The 24301-nt window shown below is 66.7% G+C and carries 27 protein-coding genes and 1 riboswitch; of the genes, 10 read left to right on the top strand and 17 right to left on the bottom strand.

Translation table 11 applies throughout. The features are described from left to right. The first annotated feature begins 184 nt into the window (after positions 1-184). The 5 genes from rpsA to trpB all read left to right on the top strand — a co-directional run bounded on the left by rpsA (position 185) and on the right by trpB (position 4946). Positions 185-1894 carry a 30S ribosomal protein S1 gene (rpsA, locus tag F3H87_RS02205; RefSeq protein WP_262974974.1) on the top strand — a complete coding sequence of 570 codons (1710 nt, stop codon included), beginning with the start codon at positions 185-187 and terminating at the stop codon, positions 1892-1894. A gap of 285 nt (positions 1895-2179) precedes the next feature. Beyond that, on the top strand, positions 2180-2461 hold the full coding sequence (gene ihfB / locus F3H87_RS02200; protein WP_149786663.1) for an integration host factor subunit beta: 282 nt from the start codon (positions 2180-2182) through the stop codon (positions 2459-2461). A 6-nt stretch (positions 2462-2467) separates the two neighbouring features. Then, positions 2468-2827, top strand: coding sequence for a lipopolysaccharide assembly protein LapA domain-containing protein (locus F3H87_RS02195; RefSeq protein WP_149786664.1), 360 nt, complete (start codon positions 2468-2470; stop codon positions 2825-2827). Between the two features lie 7 nt (positions 2828-2834). Next, the gene (locus tag F3H87_RS02190; RefSeq protein ID WP_149786665.1) at positions 2835-3488 is read left to right on the top strand and encodes a phosphoribosylanthranilate isomerase; all 654 of its coding nucleotides are present in this window, start codon (positions 2835-2837) and stop codon (positions 3486-3488) included. Between the two features lie 204 nt (positions 3489-3692). Continuing rightward, positions 3693-4946, top strand: a complete 1254-nt coding sequence (trpB, locus tag F3H87_RS02185) for a tryptophan synthase subunit beta (RefSeq protein ID WP_149786666.1) — start codon at positions 3693-3695, stop codon at positions 4944-4946. Positions 4947-4977: 31 nt separating this feature from the next. Here trpB and F3H87_RS02180 read toward each other — a convergent pair whose 3' ends face one another. The 7 genes from F3H87_RS02180 to F3H87_RS02150 form a co-directional block, all read right to left on the bottom strand. Continuing rightward, the gene (locus F3H87_RS02180) at positions 4978-5298 is read right to left on the bottom strand and encodes an antibiotic biosynthesis monooxygenase family protein (protein ID WP_149786667.1); all 321 of its coding nucleotides are present in this window, start codon (positions 5296-5298) and stop codon (positions 4978-4980) included. Positions 5299-5418: 120 nt separating this feature from the next. Further along, the gene (locus tag F3H87_RS02175; protein WP_149786668.1) at positions 5419-5796 is read right to left on the bottom strand and encodes a DUF2237 family protein; all 378 of its coding nucleotides are present in this window, start codon (positions 5794-5796) and stop codon (positions 5419-5421) included. A 3-nt stretch (positions 5797-5799) separates the two neighbouring features. Then, positions 5800-6972 carry a serine hydrolase domain-containing protein gene (locus F3H87_RS02170; RefSeq protein WP_149786669.1) on the bottom strand — a complete coding sequence of 391 codons (1173 nt, stop codon included), beginning with the start codon at positions 6970-6972 and terminating at the stop codon, positions 5800-5802. Positions 6973-7043: 71 nt separating this feature from the next. Beyond that, positions 7044-8078: a DUF2332 domain-containing protein gene (locus F3H87_RS02165; protein WP_149786670.1), complete on the bottom strand. Its 1035-nt coding sequence runs from the start codon at positions 8076-8078 to the stop codon at positions 7044-7046. After that, complete coding sequence (gene pth / locus F3H87_RS02160; protein ID WP_149786671.1) at positions 8075-8746, bottom strand: aminoacyl-tRNA hydrolase; 672 nt, start codon at positions 8744-8746, stop codon at positions 8075-8077. Before pth ends, F3H87_RS02165 begins: the two co-directional genes overlap by 4 nt. 136 nt (positions 8747-8882) lie before the next feature. Continuing rightward, positions 8883-9539, bottom strand: coding sequence for a 50S ribosomal protein L25/general stress protein Ctc (locus tag F3H87_RS02155; protein WP_149786672.1), 657 nt, complete (start codon positions 9537-9539; stop codon positions 8883-8885). Positions 9540-9975: 436 nt separating this feature from the next. Continuing rightward, on the bottom strand, positions 9976-11367 hold the full coding sequence (locus F3H87_RS02150) for an MORN repeat-containing protein (RefSeq protein ID WP_149786673.1): 1392 nt from the start codon (positions 11365-11367) through the stop codon (positions 9976-9978). Between the two features lie 173 nt (positions 11368-11540). On the opposite strand from F3H87_RS02150, the gene F3H87_RS02145 reads away from it, so the two are divergent. Then, the gene (locus F3H87_RS02145; RefSeq protein WP_149786674.1) at positions 11541-13199 is read left to right on the top strand and encodes an NAD+ synthase; all 1659 of its coding nucleotides are present in this window, start codon (positions 11541-11543) and stop codon (positions 13197-13199) included. A gap of 117 nt (positions 13200-13316) precedes the next feature. Beyond that, on the top strand, positions 13317-13499 hold the full coding sequence (locus F3H87_RS02140; protein ID WP_149786675.1) for a hypothetical protein: 183 nt from the start codon (positions 13317-13319) through the stop codon (positions 13497-13499). Between the two features lie 9 nt (positions 13500-13508). On the opposite strand, the gene F3H87_RS02135 is transcribed toward F3H87_RS02140, so the two are convergent. Next, complete coding sequence (locus F3H87_RS02135; protein WP_149787125.1) at positions 13509-13901, bottom strand: metallopeptidase family protein; 393 nt, start codon at positions 13899-13901, stop codon at positions 13509-13511. 127 nt (positions 13902-14028) lie between these two features. Here F3H87_RS02135 and F3H87_RS02130 point away from each other — a divergent pair, with 127 nt between their 5' ends. Beyond that, positions 14029-14580 (top strand): 2OG-Fe(II) oxygenase, encoded by a 552-nt coding sequence (locus F3H87_RS02130; RefSeq protein WP_149786676.1) that lies wholly within the window; start codon positions 14029-14031, stop codon positions 14578-14580. Between the two features lie 226 nt (positions 14581-14806). Here F3H87_RS02130 and trmB read toward each other — a convergent pair whose 3' ends face one another. The 6 genes from trmB to ybeY all read right to left on the bottom strand — a co-directional run bounded on the left by trmB (position 14807) and on the right by ybeY (position 20575). Further along, positions 14807-15523: a tRNA (guanine(46)-N(7))-methyltransferase TrmB gene (gene trmB, locus F3H87_RS02125; RefSeq protein WP_149786677.1), complete on the bottom strand. Its 717-nt coding sequence runs from the start codon at positions 15521-15523 to the stop codon at positions 14807-14809. A 49-nt stretch (positions 15524-15572) separates the two neighbouring features. After that, positions 15573-16202 (bottom strand): glutathione S-transferase family protein, encoded by a 630-nt coding sequence (locus F3H87_RS02120; protein ID WP_149786678.1) that lies wholly within the window; start codon positions 16200-16202, stop codon positions 15573-15575. Between the two features lie 121 nt (positions 16203-16323). Next, the gene (metK, locus tag F3H87_RS02115) at positions 16324-17505 is read right to left on the bottom strand and encodes a methionine adenosyltransferase (RefSeq protein WP_149786679.1); all 1182 of its coding nucleotides are present in this window, start codon (positions 17503-17505) and stop codon (positions 16324-16326) included. 6 nt (positions 17506-17511) lie between these two features. Next, positions 17512-17559: riboswitch (SAM-SAH riboswitch) on the bottom strand. A gap of 33 nt (positions 17560-17592) precedes the next feature. Then, a complete protein-coding gene (lnt, locus tag F3H87_RS02110; protein WP_223227940.1) occupies positions 17593-19152 on the bottom strand; it encodes an apolipoprotein N-acyltransferase in 1560 nt (519 codons plus the stop codon). Beyond that, positions 19133-20035, bottom strand: a complete 903-nt coding sequence (locus tag F3H87_RS02105) for a transporter associated domain-containing protein (protein ID WP_149786680.1) — start codon at positions 20033-20035, stop codon at positions 19133-19135. The genes lnt and F3H87_RS02105 overlap by 20 nt, the downstream gene beginning before the upstream one ends. A 39-nt stretch (positions 20036-20074) precedes the next feature. Beyond that, positions 20075-20575 carry an rRNA maturation RNase YbeY gene (gene ybeY / locus F3H87_RS02100; protein WP_149786681.1) on the bottom strand — a complete coding sequence of 167 codons (501 nt, stop codon included), beginning with the start codon at positions 20573-20575 and terminating at the stop codon, positions 20075-20077. A 109-nt stretch (positions 20576-20684) separates the two neighbouring features. Between ybeY and F3H87_RS02095 the strand changes: the two genes are divergently transcribed. Then, positions 20685-21494, top strand: coding sequence for a hypothetical protein (locus F3H87_RS02095; protein ID WP_149786682.1), 810 nt, complete (start codon positions 20685-20687; stop codon positions 21492-21494). A 4-nt stretch (positions 21495-21498) separates the two neighbouring features. Then, positions 21499-22155, top strand: a complete 657-nt coding sequence (locus tag F3H87_RS02090; RefSeq protein WP_149786683.1) for a Fe2+-dependent dioxygenase — start codon at positions 21499-21501, stop codon at positions 22153-22155. 22 nt (positions 22156-22177) lie between these two features. Here the strand turns inward: F3H87_RS02090 and F3H87_RS02085 are convergent, their stop codons facing one another. The 3 genes from F3H87_RS02085 to F3H87_RS02075 all read right to left on the bottom strand — a co-directional run bounded on the left by F3H87_RS02085 (position 22178) and on the right by F3H87_RS02075 (position 24204). Further along, positions 22178-23191, bottom strand: a complete 1014-nt coding sequence (locus tag F3H87_RS02085; RefSeq protein WP_149786684.1) for a PhoH family protein — start codon at positions 23189-23191, stop codon at positions 22178-22180. A 148-nt stretch (positions 23192-23339) separates the two neighbouring features. After that, positions 23340-23642 (bottom strand): hypothetical protein, encoded by a 303-nt coding sequence (locus F3H87_RS02080; protein ID WP_149786685.1) that lies wholly within the window; start codon positions 23640-23642, stop codon positions 23340-23342. 19 nt (positions 23643-23661) lie between these two features. Beyond that, positions 23662-24204 carry an OmpA family protein gene (locus F3H87_RS02075; RefSeq protein ID WP_149786686.1) on the bottom strand — a complete coding sequence of 181 codons (543 nt, stop codon included), beginning with the start codon at positions 24202-24204 and terminating at the stop codon, positions 23662-23664. Positions 24205-24301 lie beyond the last annotated feature (97 nt).

The raw sequence follows: 24301 nt of genomic DNA, 5'->3' as shown, positions 1-24301 counted from the left end.
GAATACGCGCAAAGCCCTTGCCACGCGGGGCGGCCTTCGCTAAACACCGCGCGTCGACACGGCATTCATGCCGCTATAACGAAGAGATCGGGCAGGGTCGGGACGCACCGGCCCTCTTTGTTTTGCGGCGGCCCAAGTGACCAACCCAAGACCGGCGGAGACAACCGCACGGCCAGATAAACCGATACGTAAAGGAAACAGACGCCACATGGCTCAGAACGCAAGCATGGAGGAATTCGAAGCCCTCCTGAACGAAAGCTTCGAAATGGACACGCCCGAAGAGGGCTCTGTCGTCAAGGGCAAGGTCATCGCCGTCGAGGCGGGACAAGCCATCATCGACGTCGGCTACAAGATGGAAGGCCGCGTCGATCTGAAAGAATTCGCAAATCCCGGTGAAGCCCCCGAAATCGCCGTCGGCGACGAGGTCGAGGTGTATCTGCGCGCCGCCGAAAACGCGCGCGGCGAAGCCGTCATTTCCCGCGAAATGGCCCGCCGCGAAGAAGCCTGGGACCGCCTGGAAAAAGCCTATGCCGACGACGCCCGCGTCGAAGGCGCGATCTTTGGCCGCGTCAAGGGCGGCTTTACCGTCGACCTGGGCGGCGCCGTGGCGTTCCTGCCCGGCAGCCAGGTGGATGTGCGCCCGGTGCGCGACGCCGGCCCGCTGATGGGGCTGAAGCAGCCGTTCCAGATCCTCAAGATGGACCGCCGCCGTGGCAACATCGTGGTTTCGCGCCGCGCGATCCTGGAAGAAAGCCGTGCCGAACAGCGCGCCGAAGTCATCGGCAAGCTGAACGAGGGCGACACCGTGGACGGCGTGGTCAAGAACATCACCGAATACGGGGCCTTCGTGGACCTGGGCGGTGTGGACGGCCTGCTGCACGTCACCGACATGGCATGGCGCCGGGTCAACCACCCCAGCGAAATCCTGTCGATCGGCGAAACGATCAAGGTGCAGGTCATCAAGATCAACAAGGAAACCCACCGTATCAGCCTGGGCATGAAGCAGCTTGAGGACGATCCGTGGGATCTGGTCGGCGCCAAGTACCCGCTGGGCTCGGTCCATACCGGCCGCGTGACCAACATCACCGATTACGGCGCGTTCGTCGAGCTGGAGCCCGGTGTCGAGGGTCTGGTGCACGTCTCGGAAATGTCCTGGACCAAGAAGAACGTCCACCCCGGCAAGATCGTGTCGACCAGCCAGGAAGTGGAAGTCATGGTTCTGGAAATCGACCCGGCCAAGCGCCGCGTGTCGCTGGGCCTGAAGCAGACCATGCGCAACCCGTGGGAGCTGTTCGCGGAAACCCATCCCGAGGGCACCGAGGTCGAGGGCGAAGTCAAGAACATCACCGAGTTCGGCCTGTTCATCGGTCTCGATGGCGATATCGACGGCATGGTCCACCTCAGCGACCTGAGCTGGGACCAGCGCGGCGAAGAAGCCATCCAGGACTACAAGAAGGGTGATGTGGTTCAGGCCGTGGTCACCGAAACGGATGTCGAGAAAGAGCGTATCTCGCTGTCGATCAAGGCACTGGGCGGCGACAAGTTCGCCGAGGCCGTCGGCGGCGTGAAGCGCGGCTCGGTCATCACGGTCGAAGTGACCGCGATCGAGGATGGCGGCATCGAGGTGGAATACGAGGGCATGAAGTCCTTTATCCGCCGCTCGGACCTGTCGCGCGACCGTTCCGAACAGCGCCCCGAGCGTTTCCAGGTCGGTGACAAGGTCGATGTCCGCGTGACCAACGTCGACAGCAAGACCCGCCGCCTGGGCCTGTCGATCAAGGCGCGCGAAATCGCCGAGGAAAAGGAAGCCGTGCAGCAATACGGGTCGTCCGATTCGGGCGCATCGCTGGGCGACATCCTGGGCGCCGCGCTGAAAGGCGACGACGACAAGTGATCGCGCGCACCGCGTGACATTCGCAAAAGATCGAAGGGCCCCGCCATCGCGCGGGGCCTTTTTCGTGGCACATCGCCCGAATCATGCCCGGCGCGGCGGGCGGGCTAACCCGTTGTCACGGGCCGGATAATCCAAACACCCCCCTGCACCTACCCGGAATCGCCGCGGAATCACGCCAGAATTCCCGCAAAGCCCGTGCGCGGCTATTTCCGTGGGCGTGTTTTCTCCCTATAGTCGGGCAAAATGAACTGCGGCGATCGAAGGCACGCGGGGGGGATTTTTGGAATGATCAGGTCGGAACTGATTCAGAAGATCGCAGACGAAAACCCACACTTGTATCAACGGGATGTCGAAAGGATCGTGAACACGATCTTCGAGGAAATCACCGCGGCGATGTCGCGGGGCGACCGGGTCGAACTGCGGGGCTTCGGCGCGTTTTCGGTCAAGAAGCGCGATGCGCGCACCGGCCGAAACCCGCGCACCGGCGAATCCGTGCATGTCGAGGAAAAGCATGTGCCGTTCTTCAAGACCGGCAAGCTTTTGCGGGATCGCCTGAACGGAAAGTAAAAGACCATGCGTTACATCCGCTACGCCATTCTTGCGGCGATCGCGGTGGTGCTGATCGTCCTGGCGCTGGCCAACCGCGCCAGCGTGACGCTCAACACCCTGCCCGACGGGCTGGCCGAAATCCCCGGCATGGGGCTGCTGAGCTACTCGGTCGAGCTGCCGCTTTTCGCCGTCGGGTTCGGCGGCGTGCTGGCCGGGCTGCTGCTGGGCTTCGTCTGGGAATGGGTCCGCGAGCACAAGCACCGCGCCGAGGTCTCGCGCAAGCAATCCGAGGTCAGGAAGCTGGAGCGCGAGCTGCGCCGCAACAAGGCCCGCCAGAACGAGGGCAAGGACGAGGTTCTGGCCCTTCTGGACGAGGCCGGCTGAGCCCGCGATGCCCGGCATCCGCGTAAAGATATGCGGGCTGACCCGGCCCGAGGACGTGGACGCGTCCGCCACGGGCGGGGCGGCCTATATCGGCCTTAACTTCTTTCCCAAAAGCCCGCGCTGCGTGTCCATCGAAACCGCCCGCGCGCTGGCGCTGCGCGCGCCCGCGGGGCTGGCCAAGGTGGCGCTGGTGGTGGATGCCGACGACGCCACGCTGGACCGGATCGTGGCCGGGGTGCCGCTGGACATGCTGCAGCTGCACGGGCGCGAAACGCCCGAGCGGGTGGCCGAAATCCGCGCCCGCCACGGGCTCCCGGTGATGAAGGCCATCGGCATCGCCGATGCGGCCGACCTGCCAAGGATCGACCTGTACGCGCCGGTGGTGGACCAGTTGCTGATCGACGCAAAACCGCCAGAGGGCGCGATCCTGCCCGGCGGCAACGGGCTGCGGTTCGACTGGCGGCTTTTGCAGGGGCGCAAATACTGGCAGAAGCCATGGATGCTGGCGGGCGGACTGACGCCCGGCAACGTGGCCGAAGCGGTGCGCCTGACCGGCGCGCGGCAGGTCGACGTGGCCTCGGGCGTGGAAAGCGCGCCGGGGGTCAAGGATGCGGCGCTGATCCGCGACTTCGTGGTGGCGGCGCAGGCGGGGACGGATTGACCCGGGCCTGACCGTTGCGGTCCGCTTTGCACGGATGACCGCCCTGCCCCCGACCGTCATTCCGAAATCCGGCTACGTAATGTATTCCCCTCGCGCCGAACCGATCCGCCGCGCGCCCGCGTCGCCCGGCCTCTATTGCTCCTGTCCGCACTTGCCTTTAAACGTCGCAGAACCACCAGCCCCACGAAACCGGGAGGCGCCACGATGGCCGACGATCTTTTCAACTCCTTCATGAACGGCCCCGACGAAAAGGGCCGGTTCGGCGATTTCGGCGGGCGTTTCGTGTCGGAAACGCTGATGCCGCTGATCCTGTCGCTGGAAGAGGAATACGACCGCGCCAAGGACGACCCGGATTTCTGGGCCGAGATGGACGACCTGTGGAAGCATTATGTCGGCCGCCCCTCGCCGCTCTACTATGCCGAACGGCTGACCGAGCACCTGGGCGGGGCCAGGATCTATCTCAAGCGGGACGAGCTGAACCATACCGGCGCGCACAAGATCAACAACGTGCTGGGGCAGATCATCCTTGCCCGCCGCATGGGCAAGAAACGCATCATCGCCGAAACCGGCGCCGGGCAGCACGGGGTGGCGACCGCCACGGTCTGCGCCAAGTTCGGGCTGAAATGCGTGGTCTACATGGGCAAGCACGATGTCGAGCGCCAGGCGCCCAACGTGTTCCGCATGCGCCTGCTGGGCGCCGAGGTGATCCCGGTGACATCGGGCCGCGGCACGCTGAAGGACGCGATGAACGACGCGTTGCGCGACTGGGTGACCAATGTGCGTGACACGTTCTATTGCATCGGCACGGTGGCCGGGCCGCACCCCTACCCGGCGATGGTGCGCGATTTCCAGTCGATCATCGGCAAGGAGGTGCGCTGGCAACTGGCCGAACAGGAAGGCGAAGGCCGCCTGCCCGACACGGTGATCGCCGCGATCGGCGGCGGGTCCAACGCGATGGGCCTGTTCTATCCGTTCCTCGACGACGCCTCGGTGCGCATCATCGGGGTCGAGGCCGGCGGCAAGGGCGTGACCGAGAAGATGGAGCATTGCGCCTCGCTGACCGGCGGGCGGCCCGGCGTGCTGCATGGCAACCGCACCTACCTGCTGCAGGACGATGACGGCCAGATCCTCGAAGGGTTCTCGATCTCGGCGGGGCTGGATTATCCGGGCATCGGGCCGGAACATGCCTGGCTGCACGATATCGGCCGGGCCGAGTATGTCGCGATCACCGACAAGGAGGCGCTGGAGGCGTTCCAGCTGTCCTGCGCGACCGAGGGGATCATTCCCGCGCTGGAACCCTGCCACGCGCTGGCCCATGTGATGAAGATCGCCCCCGACCTGCCGCGCGACCATATCATCGTGATGAACATGTGCGGGCGCGGCGACAAGGATATCTTTACCGTCGCCCGGCACCTCGGTTTCGACATGTCGGACACGGTGGGCCGCGACAGCGACTGACGCAACGGCCCCCGCGCCCTTCGGGGCCGGATCAGACCTCGTGCATGACGGTTTCGAACCCCTCGAACTCGGGCCGGCCGATCATGACCCCCTCGGTCCGGTTCCGGCCCGCGTTCCTGTGCGCATCGCGGAACTGTTCGGATTTCGTCCAGGCCTCGAAATCGGCCCGGCTGTCCCAGATCGCGTGGCTGGAATAGAGCGTGTATCCCTCGCCTTCCGGCCCTTTGAGCAGGCGGAATTCACGAAATCCCGTCATCTCTTTCAGGCGGCTTTCGCGGGTCTTCCAGATGGTTTCGAAATCTTCCTCGCGCCCGGGGGCCACGCGAAAACGGTTCATGGCGATAAAGCTCATCGCTGTTTGTCCTCGATCCTGTGGAAATGCAGGCTGGCAGGGGGCAAGCGGCCTTCCTGGCTGGCCCGCGGACCCTAACAGCGGCGGCCAGGGGCCACAATGCGCGGTTTTGACCGCCCCCTAACCGGCGGCATGGGCCCGGAGCACCGCCAGCGGAACGATATCGAGCGCGCGGATATGGGTCGCGGCCAGGTGCACCCGGGGCGCGCAGCCCTCGTCATGGGCCTGCAGGAAACGCGCCGCGCACAGGCACCAGCGGTCGCCCGGCTTGAGGCCGGCAAAGCCGAACCCGGGGCGCGGGGTGGACAGGTCGTTGCCCACGTATTTCGAATAGGCCAGGAACTCGGCGGTCATGATGGCACAGACCGTGTGGCTGCCCTGATCCTCGGCGCAGGTGTTGCAATGCCCGTCGCGGAAGAACCCGGTCAGCGGGTCGGACGAGCAGCTTTCCAGCGCGCCGCCCAGCACGTTCACCGATGCGTCCTTTTGGATCGTCATGCCTTACCCTCCTGCCGCCGCGCGGGCGATCCGGCGCAGCATGGCGATGTTACCGTCATGCACGCCCTCGTCGCGGAATTGCCGGTCTGCGGCGGTGGTGACGATCACCACGCCGCGCGCACGGTCGATGAACAGGTATTGCCCGTAAATGCCGCGTCCATAGACCTCGCCCTCGGCGGCGTCCTTCGGCATCCACCACTGATAGCCGTACTGCTCGGCGCCGGGCGCGGTGGGCGCCGACGGCACGGTGCTTTCGGCCAGCCACGCCGGCGGCACGATCTGCCGGCCCTGCCATTGCCCGTCCTGCAGCACCATCTGGCCGAACCGCGCGTAATCGCGGCTGCGCAGGTTCAGCCCGCCCAGCACGAAGGCGGTGCCGAACCCGTCGGTGACGTAATAGGGATCGGCCTCAAGCCCCAGCGGCACGATCAGCTTTTCCTGCATCAGTTCGGTCACCGGGCGGCCCGTCGCGCCGCGCAGCACCATGCCCAGAACATGGGTATCGATCGAGACATAGCGCCATGCCTCACCGGGCGGCCCGGCCTGTTTCTGCTGGCCAGCGGCGAACCCATCCATCGAGCCGCCAAGCGCCAGAACACGGCCCATCCTGTTTATATCCGATGAAAACTTCAGGTAATCCTCGTCGAATTCCACGCCGCTGGCCATCTGAAGCACGTTGCGCAGGCTGGCCCCGTCATAGGCGCTGCCGCGCAGTTCCGGGGCGTAGTCCGTCACCGGATCGTCCAGGCTGCCGATCGCGCCCTCGGCCATCACGATGCCGGTCAGCACCGACAGGAAACTCTTGGCGACCGACCAGGAAATCCGCCGGTCGTCGGCGCCGGTGCCCAGGTGATAGCTTTCGTGCCGGATCGCCCCGTCGCGCAGCACGATCAGCGAAGTCACGGCGCGGTCTGTGATCCACGTATCGGCGCCCTCGGGCAGCGCCATCGCCGCGCCCTGCGGCAGCGGGGCCACCGGATCGTCGCCGCGCGGCATGGTCCGGGCGAAAAAGAGCCGGTCCATCGAGGAAAAATTCTGCACGATCCGCTCTTCCGAAAAAAGCGAATTCACCGCCCAGAGCCGCGACAGCTCGTCCCGTTTCCAGATGCCGACGACAACCGCCGCCAGCAGCAGTAGCACAACGATACGCCCAAGGACGCGCAGGGTTGCCCGCATGGCTCTCACCTCCCGATCTCACCGGGGCAAGTGCAGCATGGCAGGGTGTCAAAAACAAGGGGAGCGTCGGGTCAGCCGGTTGGAGGCGCCCAATGCACCCATCGGCCGTGAAAGCACGCGCGGCCCAGCCCCAGCCGCAGATCGCCGGGCCACATCCGCAGGGTCAGCGCCGCGCCGGGCGTGTCCCCGTCCGCCTCCAGCCCCAGCCAGGCCAGCGGCGCGTCCTCCGTCGCGGCGGCGCCGGCGGCCTCGATCATCGCGCGGCCCCTTGCCTGCGCGGCGGCGGGAAAATACTGCCACGCGACGGTGTGACAGATCAGGTGCAGGCGGCCGGGCTGTGGCGTGGCAAGGCGCGCCTCAAGCCAGTCGATCGCATCGCCCCGCGCCACCGGCGCGGGCGGCAGGGTCAGCGCCGCGCGGGTGCGCGCCAGCCGAGCCTCCTGGTCCGGCCAGAGATAAGCCAGAAGGCGCAGCGCATCGTCCCTGTCCGAAGGGTCGAGCGGGTTGAGGTCGACACCCGCGCGCGCCGCGATTTCGATCTCGGCGGATTCGGGGTCGGGGCCGTGCCAGTCGGGCTCCAGCGCCAGAACAGGATCGGTCGGGCCGTATGCGCGCCCACCCACACGCAGGGCGTAGCGGTCGAAATGCAGGTTCAGCCCGGCGCTTGCCCCCAACTCGCTCAACACGAAGGGCAGGCCATGCCGCGCCGCCAGAAAACGCGCGGCGGCAATCAGCACCGCCGAGCGGCCCAGCTCGTTCGTTTGCGGCGCGCTGTCGATCCAGCGGTCGAGGAAAGCGGCATGATCCCGCATCGCGCCCCGCAGCGCGGCCAGCAGTTGCGCATCTGACGCCGCGTTCGGTGGATAGGCGGCGGCCAGCTCCGGCGCCACCCCCGTCAGGGCCAGCGCGTGCAGCCCGCCCGCCAGCCGCAGCGGCAGCGACACAGCCTTGGGCCCGATATCGCCCGGCCATGCCTCCATCCGGGCGGCGATTGTGCGGTCCAGCGGCCAGTGATCGGCGCATAACCCCATCAGCCGCGCCATGAAGGGCGAGCCGAGGGCGGCGCAATGGCCCGCCTGCTCGCGCAGCGCGGTTTGCAACCTCACTTGAAGCGGTCCAGCAGTTTTTGCATCGGGCTGCGGCTGTCTTCGGGCGCGGGTTCGGGTTTCGGTGCGTCGGGTTTCTTTGCCGATGCGGGCTTTGCCGGGGCGGGCCGGGCCTGCGCGATGGCGTTGAGGAATTTCGGCCCGTCGCCCGCCGCCAGGTCCGGCGCGCCGCGCGCGATGCCGCGCAGCAGGTCGTCCAGCCAGTCCTGATCGGCCCTGGCGAAATCCGACAGGACATAGGCCGCCACCCGGTCCTTGTGGCCGGGATGGCCGATCCCCAGCCGCACGCGGGCATAGGCCTCGCCGATATGGGCGTGGATCGAGCGCAACCCGTTATGCCCGGCATGGCCGCCGCCGCGCTTCAGCCGCACCTTGCCGGGGGCGAGGTCCAGCTCGTCATGGAACACGGTCACGTCCCCGGGCGTCAGCTTGTAGAACCGCATCGCCTCGCCCACCGACTGGCCGCTGAGGTTCATGAAGGTTTCGGGCTTCAGCAGCAGCACCTTGTCGGCCCCCAGCCGCCCTTCGGAAAGCTGGCCCTGGAACTTGGCCCGCCAAGGCGCAAAGCCGTGATCCTCGGCCACGCGGTCCACCGCCATGAACCCGATATTGTGCCGGTTGGCCGCGTATTTCGCGCCGGGATTGCCCAGCCCCACCCAAAGCTGCATTGCCAAGGCTCCTTGTTCCTGCGCTGCAGGATATTGGCCCGGTCCGGCCTTTTCAATGGACCGAGGCCGCGCAAAGAAAAACGGCGCGGGAAATCCCCGCGCCGTTCCGGTCTGTCCCTCGCGGGGCGCGCGCCGTTTACTCGGCGTCGCCCTCCTGTTCGGTGGCCGGCACCTCGTCGGCCGCGGCTTCTTCGCCCTCGGCCTCGTCCTCGGCCGCGCGCAGGCCCGACGGTGCCGAGATGTTGGCGATCACGAAATCGCGGTCGATCGTGGGCTTCGCGCCTTCCGGCAGGGTCACCGAGGAAATCGTCACGGTGTCGCCGATGTTCAGGCCATCCAGATCGACGACGATCTTCTCGGGGATGTCACCCGCGGTCACAACCAGTTCCACCTCGGGGCGCACGACGGTCAGCACGCCGCCCTTCTTGATGCCGGGCGCGGTTTCCTCGTTCAGGAACTCGACCGGGATGAAAAGGTTGATCTTGGTGGTGCGGCGCAGGCGCATCAGGTCCAGATGCGTCGGCAGATCCTTGACCACGTCGCGCTGCACGTCGCGGCAGATCACACGCACGTCGTCATGCCCTTCAACCTTGAGGTTGAAGAGGGTCGACTTGAAGCGACCGGACTTCAGGCGCTTGAGCAGCGCGTTGAAGGGGATATTGATGGGAAGCGGATCGACGTCGCCGCCGAAAACGATCCCCGGCACCATGCCGTTGCGCCGTGCCTGACGAGCGGCGCCCTTGCCTGTCCCCGTCCGAACTTCGGCCTGAAGATCAGGAATTTCTCCAGCCATTTGAATTCTCCATATGTTGGTGCGGGGGCCCTCCAAGGCTGTACCGCCCGCGTGAAGCCGCGCGTATAGACCGGATGCGCCTGCTTGGAAAGAGGAAAAACACCTGTTTCCGCCCGGCCCCTGGGGTATGCAGTGGGGGTTTTGCACCCCCACACCCCCGCAGAGTATTTCCGGCAAGATGAAGCGGCAGGGTTTACCCCGGATTAACCCGTTTCGCTCCATCCTTCCCGCGCGTCACAGGCTGGAGAGCCGATGGGCGTGCAAGGTGAAGCCCCGTTCCCGGCCGGATGCGGATACGCCAGTGCCGGGGCGGGGTGGACCGTGCCGCTTCATCTTGCCGGAAATACTCTCGCCGAAGGCGCCCCGAGGCACAGGGCCGAAGGTCCGCCGCCGAGATATACTGCGCGCGACAGCGCGCCCGATACGGGCCGGCCCGTCATTCCTGCGTCAGCGCGCCGTTTTCCCAGGTGCCGGAGGCCTCTTCCCCGGTGGCATAGCGCATGGTGCCCTCGCCCTGGCGCTTGCCGGCGCGGAACATGCCCTCGTAGACATCGCCATTGGCATAGGTCGCCACCCCGCGCCCCGAAATCTCGCCCGCCTGCCACTGGCCTTCGTAGCGGAACCCGTCGGGCATCACGATGCTGCCGGTGCCTTCGCGCTGGCCGCCGGCGAACTGGCCCTCGTAGACCGTGCCGTCGGGATAGGTGGCCTTGCCCTGGCCGTGGCGCTGGCCGTTCTGCCATTCGCCCTCGTAGCGGTAGCCGTCAGGGTATGTCATCACGCCGAAGCCGTGGTTCCTGGCATCCTGGTAGGCGCCTTCGTAGACCAGCCCGTTGGCATAGGTGGCCTTGCCCTGCCCCTCGATCACCCCCGCGCGCCACTGGCCTTCGTAGGTCGAGCCGTCGGGATAGGTGATCTTGCCCTCGCCATCGGCCAGGTCGTTGCGGAACTGCCCCTCGTAGACCGAGCCGTCGGGATAGGTGACGCGGCCCTGCCCCTCGATCTGGCCCGCGACCCACGAACCCTGGTAACGGTAGCCGTCGGTGCCGGTGAAACTGCCCTGCCCGTGGCGGCGGTCGTCCTCGAACTCGCCCTCGTAGATATCGCCGTTGGCATAGGTCAGCTTGCCCAGCCCCTCGCGCCGGCCCGAGACGAAGGCGCCTTCGTAGACATCGCCGTTGGGCTGGGTCAGCCTGCCCTGCCCGGTCATCTGGCCGCCGCGCCAGTCGCCCTCGTAGACCAGCCCGTCGGGCAGGGTCAGGGTGCCGCGCCCCTCGCGCGCGCCGCGGGCCATTTCGCCCTCGTAGACCGAGCCGTCGGGATAGGTGATGGTGCCCAGCCCTTCCTTGACGCCGTTCACCCAGTCGCCTTCGTAGACATAGCCGCCGGGCGATTCCATCGTGCCCTGGCCGTGATGCATGGCGTTGCGGAACCCGCCCTCGTAGCGCACGCCGTTGGCATAGACCGCCACGCCGCGCCCGGTGATCTTGCCCTCGACCCAGTCGCCCTCATAGGTGCCGCCATCGGTAAAGACGATCTTGCCGACGCCATGCGGCTTGCCCTTTTCGAACTCGCCCTCGTAGACCGAGCCGTTGGGAAAGCGCGCGACGCCCTGGCCGCGAATCTCGCCATCGACCCACTGGCCGGTATATTCATAGCCGTTGGGCAGGCGATAGGTGCCCTGCCCGTGCTGCAAGCCGTTGCGGAACTCGCCCTCGTAGACGCCGCCATCGTCGTATTCCTTGGTCTGGGTGTCCTGCGCCCATGCCGGCGCGGCCAGCGCCAGCGCCAGTGCCAGACATGCGGATTTGGCGGTTGTGATCGTCATGTGATGCGTCCCTGCTCTGCCCGCGGGGGACCGTCCCGCCGGCGCGTGCCGAGAAACCTAAAGGAGGCTCAAGGGTCTATCAACGCCTTTTGCCCGGCGCGGGCGGGTGCTTGCCCTTTCCCTTTGTCCGCGATCTGTTACATGAATGCCGAAACAGGCAGGGGAACATGCACATGGCCGACCGGTTCCGCATCACACTGGCCCAGCTGAACGCCACCGTCGGCGATATCGAGGGCAACGCCGCCAGGGCACAGGCGGCCTGGCACAAGGCGCGCGACGCGGGCGCCGACCTGCTTGCCCTGCCCGAGATGTTCATCACCGGCTACAACATGCAGGATCTGATCCTGAAGCCGGTGTTCCACCAGACTGCGATCGCCCGGCTCGAGGCGCTGGCCCGCGACTGCGCCGACGGCCCCGCCATCGCCATCGGTGGCCCGACGCTGGAGGGCGCGCGCCTGCACAACGCCTACTACATCCTGCAGGGCGGCACGGTCTCGGCGCAGGTGCTGAAGCATCACCTGCCCAATTTCAATGTCTTCGACGAGGAACGCACCTTCGAATCGGGCGACGTGACCGGCCCCTACGTGGTGAACGGGCTGCGCATCGGCAGCCCCGTCTGCGAGGATGCCTGGTACGAGGACGTGGCCGAAACCCTGGCCGAAACCGGGGCAGAATTGCTGCTGGTGCCCAACGGTTCGCCCTATTTCCGCGACAAGCTGGAGCTGCGCCAGAACGTGATGGTGTCGCGCGTGATCGAAACCGGGTTGCCGGCGATCTACCTCAACCTCGTGGGCGGGCAGGACGACCAGGTGTTCGACGGCGGCTCCTTCGCGCTCAACCCCGGCGGGGCGCTGGCATTGCAGATGCCGGTGATGGAAGAGGCGATTGCGCATATCGACCTGCGGCGCGGGGCCGATGGCTGGCGCATCGAACAGGGACCGCTCGCGCATGTGCCCGACGCGATGGAGCAGGATTATCACGCGATGGTGCTGGCGCTGCGCGACTACATGGGCAAGACCGGCTTCAAAAAGGTGCTGCTGGGCCTGTCGGGCGGGATCGACAGCGCGATCGTGGCCACCATCGCGGCCGATGCGCTGGGGCCCGACAACGTGCGCTGCGTGATGCTGCCGTCGGAATATACCTCGGACCATTCGCTGGAGGATGCGAAGGCCGTCGCGCAGGCCCTGGGCTGCCGCTACGATTTCGTGCCGATCTCGGACAGCCGGCAGGCGGTCACGCGCACGCTGGCGTCGCTCTTCGAAGGGACCGAACCGGACCTGACCGAGGAAAACATCCAGTCGCGCCTGCGCGGGCTGCTGCTGATGGCGCTATCCAACAAGTTCGGCGAGATGCTGCTGACCACCGGCAACAAGTCCGAGGTCGCCGTGGGCTATGCCACGATCTATGGCGACATGGCCGGCGGCTATAACCCGATCAAGGATGTCTACAAGACGCGGGTGTTCGACCTGTGCCGCTGGCGCAACGCCCATCACCGCGACTGGATGATGGGGCCGGAGGGCGAGGTGATCCCGCCCCGGATCATCGACAAGCCGCCCAGCGCCGAGCTGCGCCCCGATCAGAAGGACGAGGACAGCCTGCCGCCCTACGAGGTGCTGGACCGCATCCTGGAACTGCTGGTGGACATGGATGCCAGCGTGGCCGATTGCGTCGCCGAAGGGTTCGACCGGGCCACCGTCGAAAAGGTCGAGCACCTGCTTTACATCAGCGAATACAAGCGGTTCCAGTCCGCGCCCGGCACGCGACTGTCGAAGCGGGCGTTCTGGCTGGATCGCCGCTATCCCATCGTCAACCGCTGGCGCGACCGGGGCTGACCCCGGCGGGCCGTGGCCTTATTTCGGCCGGATATCGCCGGAAAACGCCCCTTCCCGGGCGCAAAATCACCACAAATCCCGGCCACCCTGCACCTTGTGATTGAGTGAGGGTGAGATATGGCAATCTCGAACAGTTTGATGATTCTGCTCATGGCGCTTGGCATTTTCCTGACCGTCGAGCCGCGTGAGGTTCCGGCCCAGCCGATGATGGCGATGACCTTCGGTCCCGGTGACCTGTGTCTGCCGGGCGAGGACGCGGAAATGTCGGTGATGGCGATGCCGGACATGGCGATGCGCTGAACCGGCGCGTTATTCCCACCAGCGGTCGATACTGGCGATATCACCGTCGGACCAGCCGAAATGGTGGGCGAATTCATGCACCGTGACATGGGCGATCAGCCGGGTCAGGGTCACGTCGCCCCTGTCACGCCACTCGGCAAGGATCGGTTGGCGGAACAGCCACACCACGTCGGGGCCAAGGGGCTGATCCCAGACCGATTTCTCGGTCAGGGGGATACCGTCGTAAAGGCCGGTCAGTTCCAGCGGCGCGGCAATCTCAAGCTCTTGCAGGATATCCCCGGGCGGCCAGTCGGCCACCCGCAGCGCCACGTCCCCCGCAAGCGCGGCAAAGGGCGCGGGAAAGCCCGCGACGGTGTCACGCGCCACCTGTTCGAACCCGTCGAGATCAAGCACCCTGTCCATGCAGGCGATATGGGGCGGAAGCGGCGCGGGGAAAAGGCCGAAAGCGACCTTTGCGGCGAAAACGGGCAAGCGCCTGGCCCCCGCCCGCGCTACCGGTCGCTACCCGTCCCAAGGAAAGACCGCACAGGTGATCCACGTCCATCATGTCGAGGGCGCCTTTTCGCCCGCCGAATGCACCGCCATTTCCGAAATGGCCGCCACCCGTGACAGCCGCGATGCAGGGCTGGTGGGCCATGCGCGCGATCACAACCTGCGCCGGGCCGATCTGGTCTGGCTGGACGAGGTGCCGGGGAGCGGCTGGGTGATGGAGCGCATCATCGACGTGGTGCGCGCGGCCAACCGCGACGCCTTCGGGTTCGATCTGACCGAATTCGCCGAAAGCCCGCAGGTGGCCCGCTATGGCGCCGAGCGCGCGGGGCATTTCGACTGGCACGCCGATATCGGGGATGCGCCGCTCGCGCGCAAGCGCAAGCTGACCTTCGTCGCGCAACTGTCCGATCCGCGGGACTATGACGGCGGCGCGCTGGAGCTGATGCCCTCGGCCCACGTGGTGCAGGCGCCGCGCGCGCAGGGCAGCGCCACGCTGTTTGCCAGCTACATCCTGCATCGCGTGACGCCCGTCACGCAGGGCGCACGCCAGTCGCTGACGATATGGGCGCATGGGCCGGCGTTTCGGTGAAGGGCGAGGCAGGCGCAAGGGCGTCTGTTTGCCCGTGAACGCAACAGAAGGGCATCGCAGGGCCGCGGTCGGGCGATCCAACACTCGTGGCATGGCAATTTATCGCGCCGCCACATCCTCCCTCTGAACGTGGCACCTGCGGCAGCCAATCGCCCGGCCGGGGGGCGGCCGTGCGATGCCCGGGCCGCTTACGCGGCTGTTCCGGGCAGGGTGTATCGTTCGGACGTCACCCCTGCCGCCGGAACGTCAGGTAATGCGGCACCCGCCCTTCGCGCAGGGCCTTTTGCTCGTAACGGGTGGATATCCAGTCACCCCACGGTTCGCGCCAGTCGGCGGGGCGTTCGGCCAGCCAGTCGAACCCGTGGCGCGGCACCTGTTCCAGCGTTTGCCGCACGTAGTCGGGAATGTCGGTCGCCACGCGGAAGATCGCGCCGGGCCTCATCGCGCGGGCCAGCGGCTCCAGATGCTCGGGCGTCACGAAGCGGCGGCGGTGATGGCGCTTTTTCGGCCACGGATCGGGATAGAGCAGGAAGGCCCGGTCGATGCTGGCCTCGGGCAGCACGTCGAACATGTCGCGCACATCGCCGGGATGGACGCGCAGGTTGCCGGCCCCGGCCTTGCGGATCTTGCCCAGCAGCATCGCCACGCCGTTGATATAGGGCTCGCACCCGATGATCCCCACCTGCGGGTTCAACTGCGCCTGATGCACCATGTGCTCGCCCCCGCCGAAACCGATTTCCAGCCAGACCGGGCGGTCGCCGAACAGCGCCGCAAGCTCCAGCGGCTGGCGGTCGGGGTTCGCGTCCCAATCCACCGCGCCGGGCGACAGGCGGGCCAGATCCTCGTCCAGATATGCCTCCTGGCTGGGGCGCAGGCTCTTGCCCTTTAGGCGGCCGTAAAAATTGCGCCAGGGCGCGCCGGAATGATGCTGTGTCTTGCTCATGGCCCGCGTCCTAGCGCCCGTTCGGGCCGGGATCAAGCGGCGGCATGGGTCACAGGGCGGCGGCGGGGCGGGCGCGCATCCGGTCCAGCCACGCTTGCGTGGCAGCGTGATCCTCGGGCGGGCGCATCTTCACCACGCGGGCGAAATCGGTGAACACGAAAGCGGTGATGTCGGCCAGGCTGAACGCATCCCCCGCCATCCACGGGCTTTCCGACAGCCGCGTCTCCAACAGGTCGAAATACGCCGCCACCCGCCTGCGCCCGCGTTCGGCCAGGTCGGGGATCTGCGGCAAATCCAGCGGCCCCGGCAGCGCACGGCCCTTCATCGCGGGATGGGCGTTGCGGAACGCCTCGGCCACGGCCATGCCACCCTGCGCCTCGGCAATCGCGTTCCACATGGCGACACGCGCCTTTTCATCCGGCGTCCGGCCCATCAGGGGCGGATCGGGATGCATCGCCTCGAGATAGGTGGCGATGGCCACATTCTCGGTCAAAGCCGTGCCCTCATCGGTGATGAGGACCGGCACGGTGGCGCGCGGGTTCACCTTCAGGAAGGCCGGCGCAAGCTGTTCGCCATCGGCGATGGAGACAGCGCGCGTTTCGATATCCAGCCCCTTTTCGGCAATGAACATCCGCGCGCGGCGCGGGCTGGGGGCGGTGGGGCAGTCGTAGAAAATCATCGCTTGGCTCCTGTTCGTGCACCGCCCAGTGTCGGGGCAGCCGGCGCGCCGGACAACAAAAAACCGCGCGTCACCGGATGGGCAACGCGCGGTTTCGTTTCATCACACGGGCTGCGCAGGCCTACAGCGCGCCCTTGAGCGCCTCGGCCAGGTCGGTGCGTTCCCAACTGAACCCGCCATCGGCCTCGGGCTCGCGGCCGAAATGACCGTAGGCGGCGGTGCGCTGGTAGATCGGCCTGTTCAGCCCCAGATGGGTGCGGATGCCGCGCGGGGTCAGGTCCATCACCCGGGGGATCGCGGCCTCGATCGCGGCCTCGGGGATATCGCCGGTGTCATGGGTGTTGACATAGATCGACAAGGGCCGCGCCACGCCGATGGCGTAAGACAGTTGCAGCGTGCAGCGTTTGGCCAGCCCCGCCGCGACGATGTTCTTGGCAAGATAGCGCGCGGCATAGGCGGCCGAACGGTCGACCTTGGTCGGGTCCTTGCCGGAAAACGCGCCGCCGCCATGGGGCGCGGCACCGCCATAGGTATCCACGATGATCTTGCGCCCGGTCAGGCCGGCATCGCCATCGGGGCCGCCGATCACGAATTTGCCGGTCGGGTTCACGTGCCATTCGGTCGCGGCGGTGATCCAATCCTGCGGCAGAACCTCGCGGATATAGGGTTCGACCAGGGCGCGCACGTCGTCGCTGGTCATGGTCTCGTCCAGGTGCTGGGTCGACAGAACGATCTGCGTCACCTCGACCGGCTCACCATTCTCATAGCGCACCGAGAGCTGCGATTTCGCATCCGGGCCCAGCCGTGGCTCGGTGCCGTTCTTGCGCACCTCGGCCAGCCGGCGCAGGATCGCGTGGCTGAACTGGATCGGCGCGGGCATCAGCGCGTCGGTTTCATCGGTGGCATAGCCGAACATGATGCCCTGGTCGCCGGCGCCTTCGTCCTTGTTGTCGGATGCTTTCACACCCTGGGCGATATGCGCCGATTGCTCGTGCAGCAGGTTGGTGATCTCGCAGGTGTTCCAGTGGAACTTGTCCTGCTCATACCCGATATCGCGGATGCAGTCGCGGGCGATCTGGTCGATACGGCCCATGTATTCGGTCAGCTTGGCCTGATCGCTCAGCCCCACCTCACCGCCGATGACCACCCGGTTCGTCGTGGCGAAGGCCTCGCAGGCGACGCGCGCCTCGGGCTCCTGCGCCAGGAAGGCATCCAGCACCGCGTCGGAAATACGATCGCACACTTTGTCGGGATGCCCCTCCGACACGGATTCGGAGGTGAAGATATAGTTCTGTCTTGCCATGAAAATTGCTCCATTGGGTCTGCCCGCCACGCCAGGAAGCCGTTGTGACGGTGGGTCAGCATTCGTTACGCAAAGGTGCGGGCGGCGTCAATGCGGTTTCGCGCGCTGCGACACCGCAGCAGACAGGCCGAACCCCGCCAGCACAAGGGCGATCACGACGGCCAGCGGCCCGTCGCCGCTGCGGGCATAAAGGGTGGGTGGCAGAGCGGGCGGCAGCGCGGCGTCGACGAACCCCGCCTGCCCCAGCGCGATCTGCGCGGTGACGGCGCCGCGCGGCCCGATCATGGCCGAAACGCCGGTATTGGCCACGCGCACCATCGGCAGGCCCTGTTCGACCGCCCGCAGCCGCGCCTGCGCAAGATGCTGGTAGGGGCCGGAAACCTGCCCGAACCACGCATCGTTGGTGACCTGCAACAGCAGGCGCGGGCGCGCGGGCGCGGCCGCCACGTCCTGCGGGAACACCGCCTCGTAACAGATCAGCGGCAGCGCCGCGCCGATGCCCGGCAGCTCCATCAGCCGCGCGCCGGGCCCCGGGGAATAGCCCTGTCCCTCGGACGCGGCAAGCCCGTGGATACCCCAGCGCGCCGCCAGATCGCCCAGCGGTACGTATTCCCCGAAGGGCACCAGATGGTGCTTGTCGTAAAGCGCGCCCACCTGCCCGCCCGCATCCACGCGCACGGCGCTGTTGTAGATGCGGGTGTCATCGAAACGCTGGATGCCCAGCACCACCGGCACGCCACCGGCCGCATCGGCCACCGCCGCCAGCGCATCCTGCGCAAGGTCCAGCCAGACCGGCACGGCGGTTTCGGGCCAGACGATCAGGTCGGGGCGCGGACCGGCACCGGCCGCAGTGAATTCAAGCTGGCGGTTGAAGAACACCGGGGCCTTTTCCGGGTTCCATTTCTCATGCTGGGGCGCGTTGGGCTGCACAAGGCGCACCAGCGGCGCGTCGGCCTCGGGCAAGGGCCGCGCGGACAGGTTTGCGCAAAAGATGAAGAGCACGGCGTATAATGCTGTTACAAAAACACTTTTCCACCACTCAACCGCCAGGAACCGCCACAGGCAGGCGGCCATGGACAGCACCAGAAGCGTCAGGCCGACCGGCCCGGCAAAAGCCGCCAGTTGCAACAACGGCGTGGCGATCAGCACATGGCCCATCATCGCCCATGGAAACCCCGTGAAGACGTAGGCGCGCAAAAGCTCTGCCCCCGCCAGCGCCACGATCCAGACCAACGTTCGCCCGCCCGACGCCCGCGCAACGCCGAACCCCAGCGCCCAGAACAGCGCAAGCCCCCCGGCCATGCAGGCGATGGCAAAGGGCGCCATCCAGCCGTGGCGGGGGATATCGACAAGGAACGGCTCGACGATCCAGCTGAGCGCCAGCAGGAAATAGCCGGTGCCGCCCGCCCAGCCGATCCACGCCGCCCGCCGCCAGCCCGGCGCCATGCGGAACAGCGCGAACAGCGCGGCAAAGCCCGCCAGCGCCAGCGGCCACAGGTTCAGCGGCGCCTGCCCCGTCGCGGCCACCGCCCCCGCGCCCGCCGCCAGCAGCATCAGCCGCCGGGTGGATTGCGCCCGGCCCCGGGCTTCCAGACGTTCGCTCAGCGCGGGCGCAGCATCGCGCATCTCAGCCGTCTGCGCCGCCATCGAGACGCACCCGCAGCCGCTTGATACGGCGCGGGTCGGCCTCGACCACCTCGAATTCGGGGCCGGCGGGGTGTTTCACCACCTCGCCCCGGACCGGCACACGGCCCGACAGCATGAAGACCAGCCCGCCCAGCGTGTCGATCTCTTCCTCGTCCACATCCTCGGTATCGGTCAGGGACAGGCCGATCTCGGCCTCGAACTCTTCCAGCGGGGTCTTGGCCAGCGCAAGGTACTGGCCCGGCTTTTCCAGCGTCCAGAACTTGTCGTCGTCGATATCGTGCTCGTCCTCGATCTCGCCGATGACCTGTTCGATCAGGTCCTCGATGGTGACCAGCCCGTCGACGCCGCCATATTCGTCGATCACCAGCGCCATGTGCTTGCGTTCGCTCTGCATCTTCTGCAGCAGCACGCCGATGGTCATCGAGGGCGGCACGTAAAGCAGCGGCCGCAGCATCCCCTTGAGGGAAAACCGCCCGCCCTTGCCGTTGAACCCGTGGCGCAGCGCGAAATCCTTGAGGTGCACCATGCCCTGCGGACTGTCCAGCGTGCCCTCGTAGACCGGCAGCCGGGTCAGGCCGGTTTCGCGGAACTGTTCGACCAGCTCGTCCCTGCTGATCGTGCAGGGGACCGCAACGATATCGGCCTTGGGAACGGCCACGTCCTCGACCCGCATCTGGCGCAGGTTCGACAGGCCCGGCAGCGCCGGCTGGCTGAAACTGCCCGCAGCCTGCAACTCGTCCGTCGCGTCCGTGGGGCTGAGCGCCCCGATGATCCGTTTGAAGAATCCACCGCTCGCGTCCTGCGCGGAGGGGTCGTGGATTTCGGTCTGTTCGTCGCGCGCGCCTTGCGCTGCGATAGAAGACCCGTCGGTGCTGTCGCCCATCTGTCCTTTCCAACAAAGCGGGCCGTAACGGCCCTTCGCCTATGAATATGGGTCAGGCAGACCCAGTTTGCCAAGTATCCCGGCCTCGGTTCGTTCCATCAAAGTGGCGTCACGGTCACGGATATGATCATATCCCAGCAAATGCAAAGTGGCATGAACGACCAGATGAGTGACATGATCGGCCAGCGGCTTGCCCGCTTCGGCGGCCTCGCGCGCGCAGGTGTCATAGGCGATGGCGATATCGCCCAGCTCCCCGGGCGGGCCGTCGCCCGGCGCCTGCGGCAGGTCCGGCACGGCGCCATCGCGATCCGCGCCGCGCTCGTCCGTGGGCCAGCTCAGCACGTTGGTGGGCTGCGGCTTGCCCCGGAAATCGGCGTTCAGCACGGCGATGCGCGCATCGTCGCAGGCCAGAAGCGCGATTTCGAAACGCCCGGGCGCAAGGCCCAGATGCGCCAGCGCCGCGGATGCCGCGCGCTCGGCCAGCGGCGTCAGGGCCAGGCCGGTCCAGCGGTCGTCTTCGATGATCGTGTCCACAAGCATGATCCTGCCATAGACGTTTGGCCGCAGGCAGGAAAGCGGGAATTCCCTTGACGGAAAGGCCACGCGAAAATACCCAACAAAATATATCGGATATAAGAGGAGTCCCACAATGTCCGGCCACCCCCGCACCCCCCGCAAAGTTTCCCCCCGCACATGGGCCGCGGCCACCGCGGCGGGCCTGGCGGCGGCGCAGCCGGTGATCGGGATCGCGCTGCTGGCGCAACCGGCCACCGCCATCGCAAGCGAGGCGGGCGAGGCCGGGGAAGCGGGCGAAGCCGGTATCGCCCGACAGGAGGGGCCGGCCGCGCTGCTGACCTCGCTGGGATATTTCGAAGGCACCTATCGCATCGCCACGGCGCTTTACCTGTCGGGCCAGCGCGACCTGGCGCGCGAACACCTGGAGATGTCGCACCACGCCTTTTACGAGGATATCGCGCCCGAGCTTGCCAAATACGACGCGCCGGGATTCGAGGCGCAGGCAACCGCACTGACCGATGCGATCGCGGCGGATGCCGATGACGATGACGTGCGCGCCGCACACAACGCGGTTCTGGCCCGGATGGCCGAAAGCGCCCAGGCCGCCCGCGCCACCGGGCACGAGCGGGTGATGTCGATAAAGGAACTGATCGCGCTGGCCGCCGCCGAATACGCGGGCGGCGTTGCCGCCGATGGCAGCGTCGAGGTGCCCATCGAATACCGCGACAGCTGGGGGTTCGCCGAAACCGCCCGCATACGGGCCGAGGCGCTGGCAGCGGGCGACGACGCGGCACTTGCACAGGCCGGCCGCGACCTGCTGGCGCAGCTGGACGGGATCGACAGGCTTTATCCCGGGCTCGCCTCGGGCACCGGCGCGGCGGATGCGGGGCAACTGGCCGTCGCCGCCGGCTGGGCCGAGATCATCGCGCTGCGGCTGAAGTGACGGCATGACCATCGTCCTGAACGATATCCTGCCCGGCGGACAGGCACAGGCACTCTATCAGGCGGCCTGCGCCCTGCCCTTCGAGGACGGGTCGAAAACCGCCGGGCGCATCGCCGCACAGGTCAAGGACAACGCGCAGGCCACCGACGGGGCCGACACGCGGGCGGTGCTGGAAACCGCGCGCCGGGCGCTGCTGGCGCATCCCGTCTTCACGGCGATGGCGTATCCCAGGGATTTTGCCCGCATGATCGTGTCGCGCACCGAAGGGGGCGGGCAGTATGGCGATCACGTGGACAACGCCCTGATGGGCGGCGCACGCACCGACCTGTCCTTCACGCTGTTCCTGTCCCCGCCCGACAGCTACGACGGCGGCGAACTGGTGATCGCCGACCGGGTCGAAGACCGCGCCTTCAAACCGGGCCAGGGCGGGGCGGTGCTTTACCCGTCCGACACGCTGCACCGCGTGGCGCCGGTGACCGGCGGTACGCGGGTGGTGGTGGTGGGCTGGATCACCAGCCATATCCGCGACCCGCGCCAGCGCGAGATCCTGTTCGATCTCTGGCAGGCCGTGACCGCGGCCGAGGCTGCCGGGGACGCAGACCAGGTGCAATTGCTGTCGAAATCGCGCAGCAACCTGTTGCGGATGTGGGCCGGGCTTTGAGTATTTGCCGGAACGATGAAGGTCAGACGCTGCCCTCGGCGTCATAAGCCTCGATGATGGCCGCGACGAGCGGGTGGCGCACCACGTCCTTGGCGGTGAAATAGTTGAAGCTGATCTTGTCGATGCTTTTCAGCAGCCGCTCGGCGTCATGCAGCCCCGAGGACACGCCGCGCGGCAGGTCGACCTGGCTGCGGTCGCCGGTGATCACCATGCGCGATCCCTCGCCCAGGCGGGTCAGGAACATCTTCATCTGCATCGAGGTGGCGTTCTGCGCCTCGTCCAGCACCACGAAGGCGTTGGACAGCGTGCGCCCCCGCATGAAGGCCAGCGGCGCGATCTCGATCCGCTTTTCCTCGATCAGCTTGGCCACCTGCTTGCCGGGCAGGAAATCGTTCAGCGCGTCGTAAAGCGGCTGCATGTAGGGATCGACCTTGTCCTTCATGTCGCCGGGCAGGTAACCCAGCTTTTCGCCGGCCTCGACCGCGGGGCGGCTGAGGATGATCCGGTCCACCACCCCGTTGATGAACATGTTCACGCCCACCGCGACCGCAAGGTAGGTCTTGCCGGTGCCCGCCGGGCCGATGCCGAAGCACAGCTCCGACTGGAACAGGTTCTGCACATAGGCCTTCTGCGCGTCGGTGCGCGGCTCGACCAGTTTCTTGCGCGTCTTGATCTCGACCGCGCCGCCCTTGAACATCTCGAGCTGGTCGCCGTCGCGGGCGCCGGTATCCTCGTCCGAGCCGCCCATGCGGATCTCGCGGTCGATATCGGCGCGACCGACCTCGCGCCCGGCCTCGAGCCGGGCATAGAGCGCGGACAGGACCCCGATCGCCTCGGCGGTGGCGTCGTCGTCGCCGATCACCGCCAGCTCGTTGCCGCGGCGAAGGATCTGCACCCCAAGCTTGCTTTCGATCTCCGCAAGGTTCCGGTCGTATTCCCCGCACAGGTCGATCAGCAGACGGTTGTCGGGGAAATCTATCAGGCGCTCGCTGAGCGCGGTCAGATCGGTCGCCGGGGGCAGCACACTTGTAGCCAATCAGCTCTCCTTGTCAGTGTTCGGTCTCATGGTGCCAAGTTGCACGGCCCCGCGCAACCCGGTGGGGGGAAATGTCATCCCGCTGACACGAAAAAGGCTGCGGACCATGAAGTCCGCAGCCTTTATGTGCGACTTTCTGCGCATCTTCCTACAGCGAATCCGACACCGGACTGCCACTCTTGAACGGACCCACAGCCGTATTCGGCGGCGCCGCACCCGAGCAGACCGGCTTTCCGTATTTGTCCAGCCGCTGCGACAGATATCCTTCGACCCCGTCGTCGATGATCCAGTGGTCACATCCGTTCGGATCGACCCAGATACCGGCCTGAAGCTGGCTCAGATGCTTGGCATCGAACCCTCTGTCGCGGGTCTTGTCCGGGCCGACAGACCCCATGCAGGCCGAAAGTGACGTGATAAGTCCGAGGCCAATGGCGATTTTGATGAGATTCATGACATGGTCCCCCGGGGCCTTACTGGATACAGATGATTTCGACACGGCGGTTCTGCGCCATGCCGGCCGCGGTGCCGTTGGATGCCTTGGGCATCCGTTCGCCATAGCCGCGCACATCCACGACCCTGGCGCCGATGCCGGCGGCGACGCGGGCCACCGCGTTCGCCCGGTTATAGCTGAGGCGCATGTTGTATTCGTCCGAGGCGCGGCTGTCGGTGTGCCCGGCGATCGCATAGGCCCGCGCATTGGACGAGCGGAAGAAGTTTTCCAGCTGCGCCCGACCGCCCTTTGAGATGCGGTAGCTGTCGGTAGCGAAATACTGGTCCGAGTTCACCACACCACAGACATTGCCCCGGCGGCAGACCGGGATACCCTGGCGGTTCACATGCGGGCTCATATAGCCTTCGGCGCCATCGTCCATGACCCAGTGCTCACACCCGTCCGGGTCGATCCAGATCGTCGGGATGTACCTCTCACCCTTGACGTCACCATTGTCCAGAAGTCTCTCTTGCGCGACCGCGCCCGAGGCGAATACCGCCCCCGCCAGAACGGTCATGGCCATCGCCCGTGCCGTCCCGCGGAGTGCCTTGGAAAAACCTACCACAGCTCTCGTCCTATACTTGCTATCCCCCGTGGGGTCGGCCCACAAAGAAATGGGT

It is taken from the genome of Lutimaribacter pacificus, from assembly GCF_900142185.1.
Classification (GTDB): Bacteria; Pseudomonadota; Alphaproteobacteria; order Rhodobacterales; family Rhodobacteraceae; genus Lutimaribacter; species Lutimaribacter pacificus.
This window is presented reverse-complemented; position numbering and strand designations above follow the sequence as displayed.

Coding starts and splice junctions, on each gene's coding strand:
- ihfB (WP_149786663.1), top strand. CDS start 2,180: ATGATCAGGTCGGAACTGATTCAGAAGATCGCAGACGAAAACCCACAC.
- F3H87_RS02195 (WP_149786664.1), top strand. CDS start 2,468: ATGCGTTACATCCGCTACGCCATTCTTGCGGCGATCGCGGTGGTGCTG.
- F3H87_RS02190 (WP_149786665.1), top strand. CDS start 2,835: ATGCCCGGCATCCGCGTAAAGATATGCGGGCTGACCCGGCCCGAGGAC.
- trpB (WP_149786666.1), top strand. CDS start 3,693: ATGGCCGACGATCTTTTCAACTCCTTCATGAACGGCCCCGACGAAAAG.
- F3H87_RS02180 (WP_149786667.1), bottom strand. CDS start 5,298: ATGAGCTTTATCGCCATGAACCGTTTTCGCGTGGCCCCCGGGCGCGAG.
- F3H87_RS02175 (WP_149786668.1), bottom strand. CDS start 5,796: ATGACGATCCAAAAGGACGCATCGGTGAACGTGCTGGGCGGCGCGCTG.
- F3H87_RS02170 (WP_149786669.1), bottom strand. CDS start 6,972: ATGCGGGCAACCCTGCGCGTCCTTGGGCGTATCGTTGTGCTACTGCTG.
- pth (WP_149786671.1), bottom strand. CDS start 8,746: ATGCAGCTTTGGGTGGGGCTGGGCAATCCCGGCGCGAAATACGCGGCC.
- F3H87_RS02155 (WP_149786672.1), bottom strand. CDS start 9,539: ATGGCTGGAGAAATTCCTGATCTTCAGGCCGAAGTTCGGACGGGGACA.
- F3H87_RS02150 (WP_149786673.1), bottom strand. CDS start 11,367: ATGACGATCACAACCGCCAAATCCGCATGTCTGGCACTGGCGCTGGCG.
- F3H87_RS02145 (WP_149786674.1), top strand. CDS start 11,541: ATGGCCGACCGGTTCCGCATCACACTGGCCCAGCTGAACGCCACCGTC.
- F3H87_RS02140 (WP_149786675.1), top strand. CDS start 13,317: ATGGCAATCTCGAACAGTTTGATGATTCTGCTCATGGCGCTTGGCATT.
- F3H87_RS02135 (WP_149787125.1), bottom strand. CDS start 13,901: ATGGACAGGGTGCTTGATCTCGACGGGTTCGAACAGGTGGCGCGTGAC.
- trmB (WP_149786677.1), bottom strand. CDS start 15,523: ATGAGCAAGACACAGCATCATTCCGGCGCGCCCTGGCGCAATTTTTAC.
- F3H87_RS02120 (WP_149786678.1), bottom strand. CDS start 16,202: ATGATTTTCTACGACTGCCCCACCGCCCCCAGCCCGCGCCGCGCGCGG.
- metK (WP_149786679.1), bottom strand. CDS start 17,505: ATGGCAAGACAGAACTATATCTTCACCTCCGAATCCGTGTCGGAGGGG.
- lnt (WP_223227940.1), bottom strand. CDS start 19,152: ATGGCGGCGCAGACGGCTGAGATGCGCGATGCTGCGCCCGCGCTGAGC.
- F3H87_RS02105 (WP_149786680.1), bottom strand. CDS start 20,035: ATGGGCGACAGCACCGACGGGTCTTCTATCGCAGCGCAAGGCGCGCGC.
- ybeY (WP_149786681.1), bottom strand. CDS start 20,575: ATGCTTGTGGACACGATCATCGAAGACGACCGCTGGACCGGCCTGGCC.
- F3H87_RS02095 (WP_149786682.1), top strand. CDS start 20,685: ATGTCCGGCCACCCCCGCACCCCCCGCAAAGTTTCCCCCCGCACATGG.
- F3H87_RS02090 (WP_149786683.1), top strand. CDS start 21,499: ATGACCATCGTCCTGAACGATATCCTGCCCGGCGGACAGGCACAGGCA.
- F3H87_RS02080 (WP_149786685.1), bottom strand. CDS start 23,642: ATGAATCTCATCAAAATCGCCATTGGCCTCGGACTTATCACGTCACTT.
- F3H87_RS02075 (WP_149786686.1), bottom strand. CDS start 24,204: ATGGCCATGACCGTTCTGGCGGGGGCGGTATTCGCCTCGGGCGCGGTC.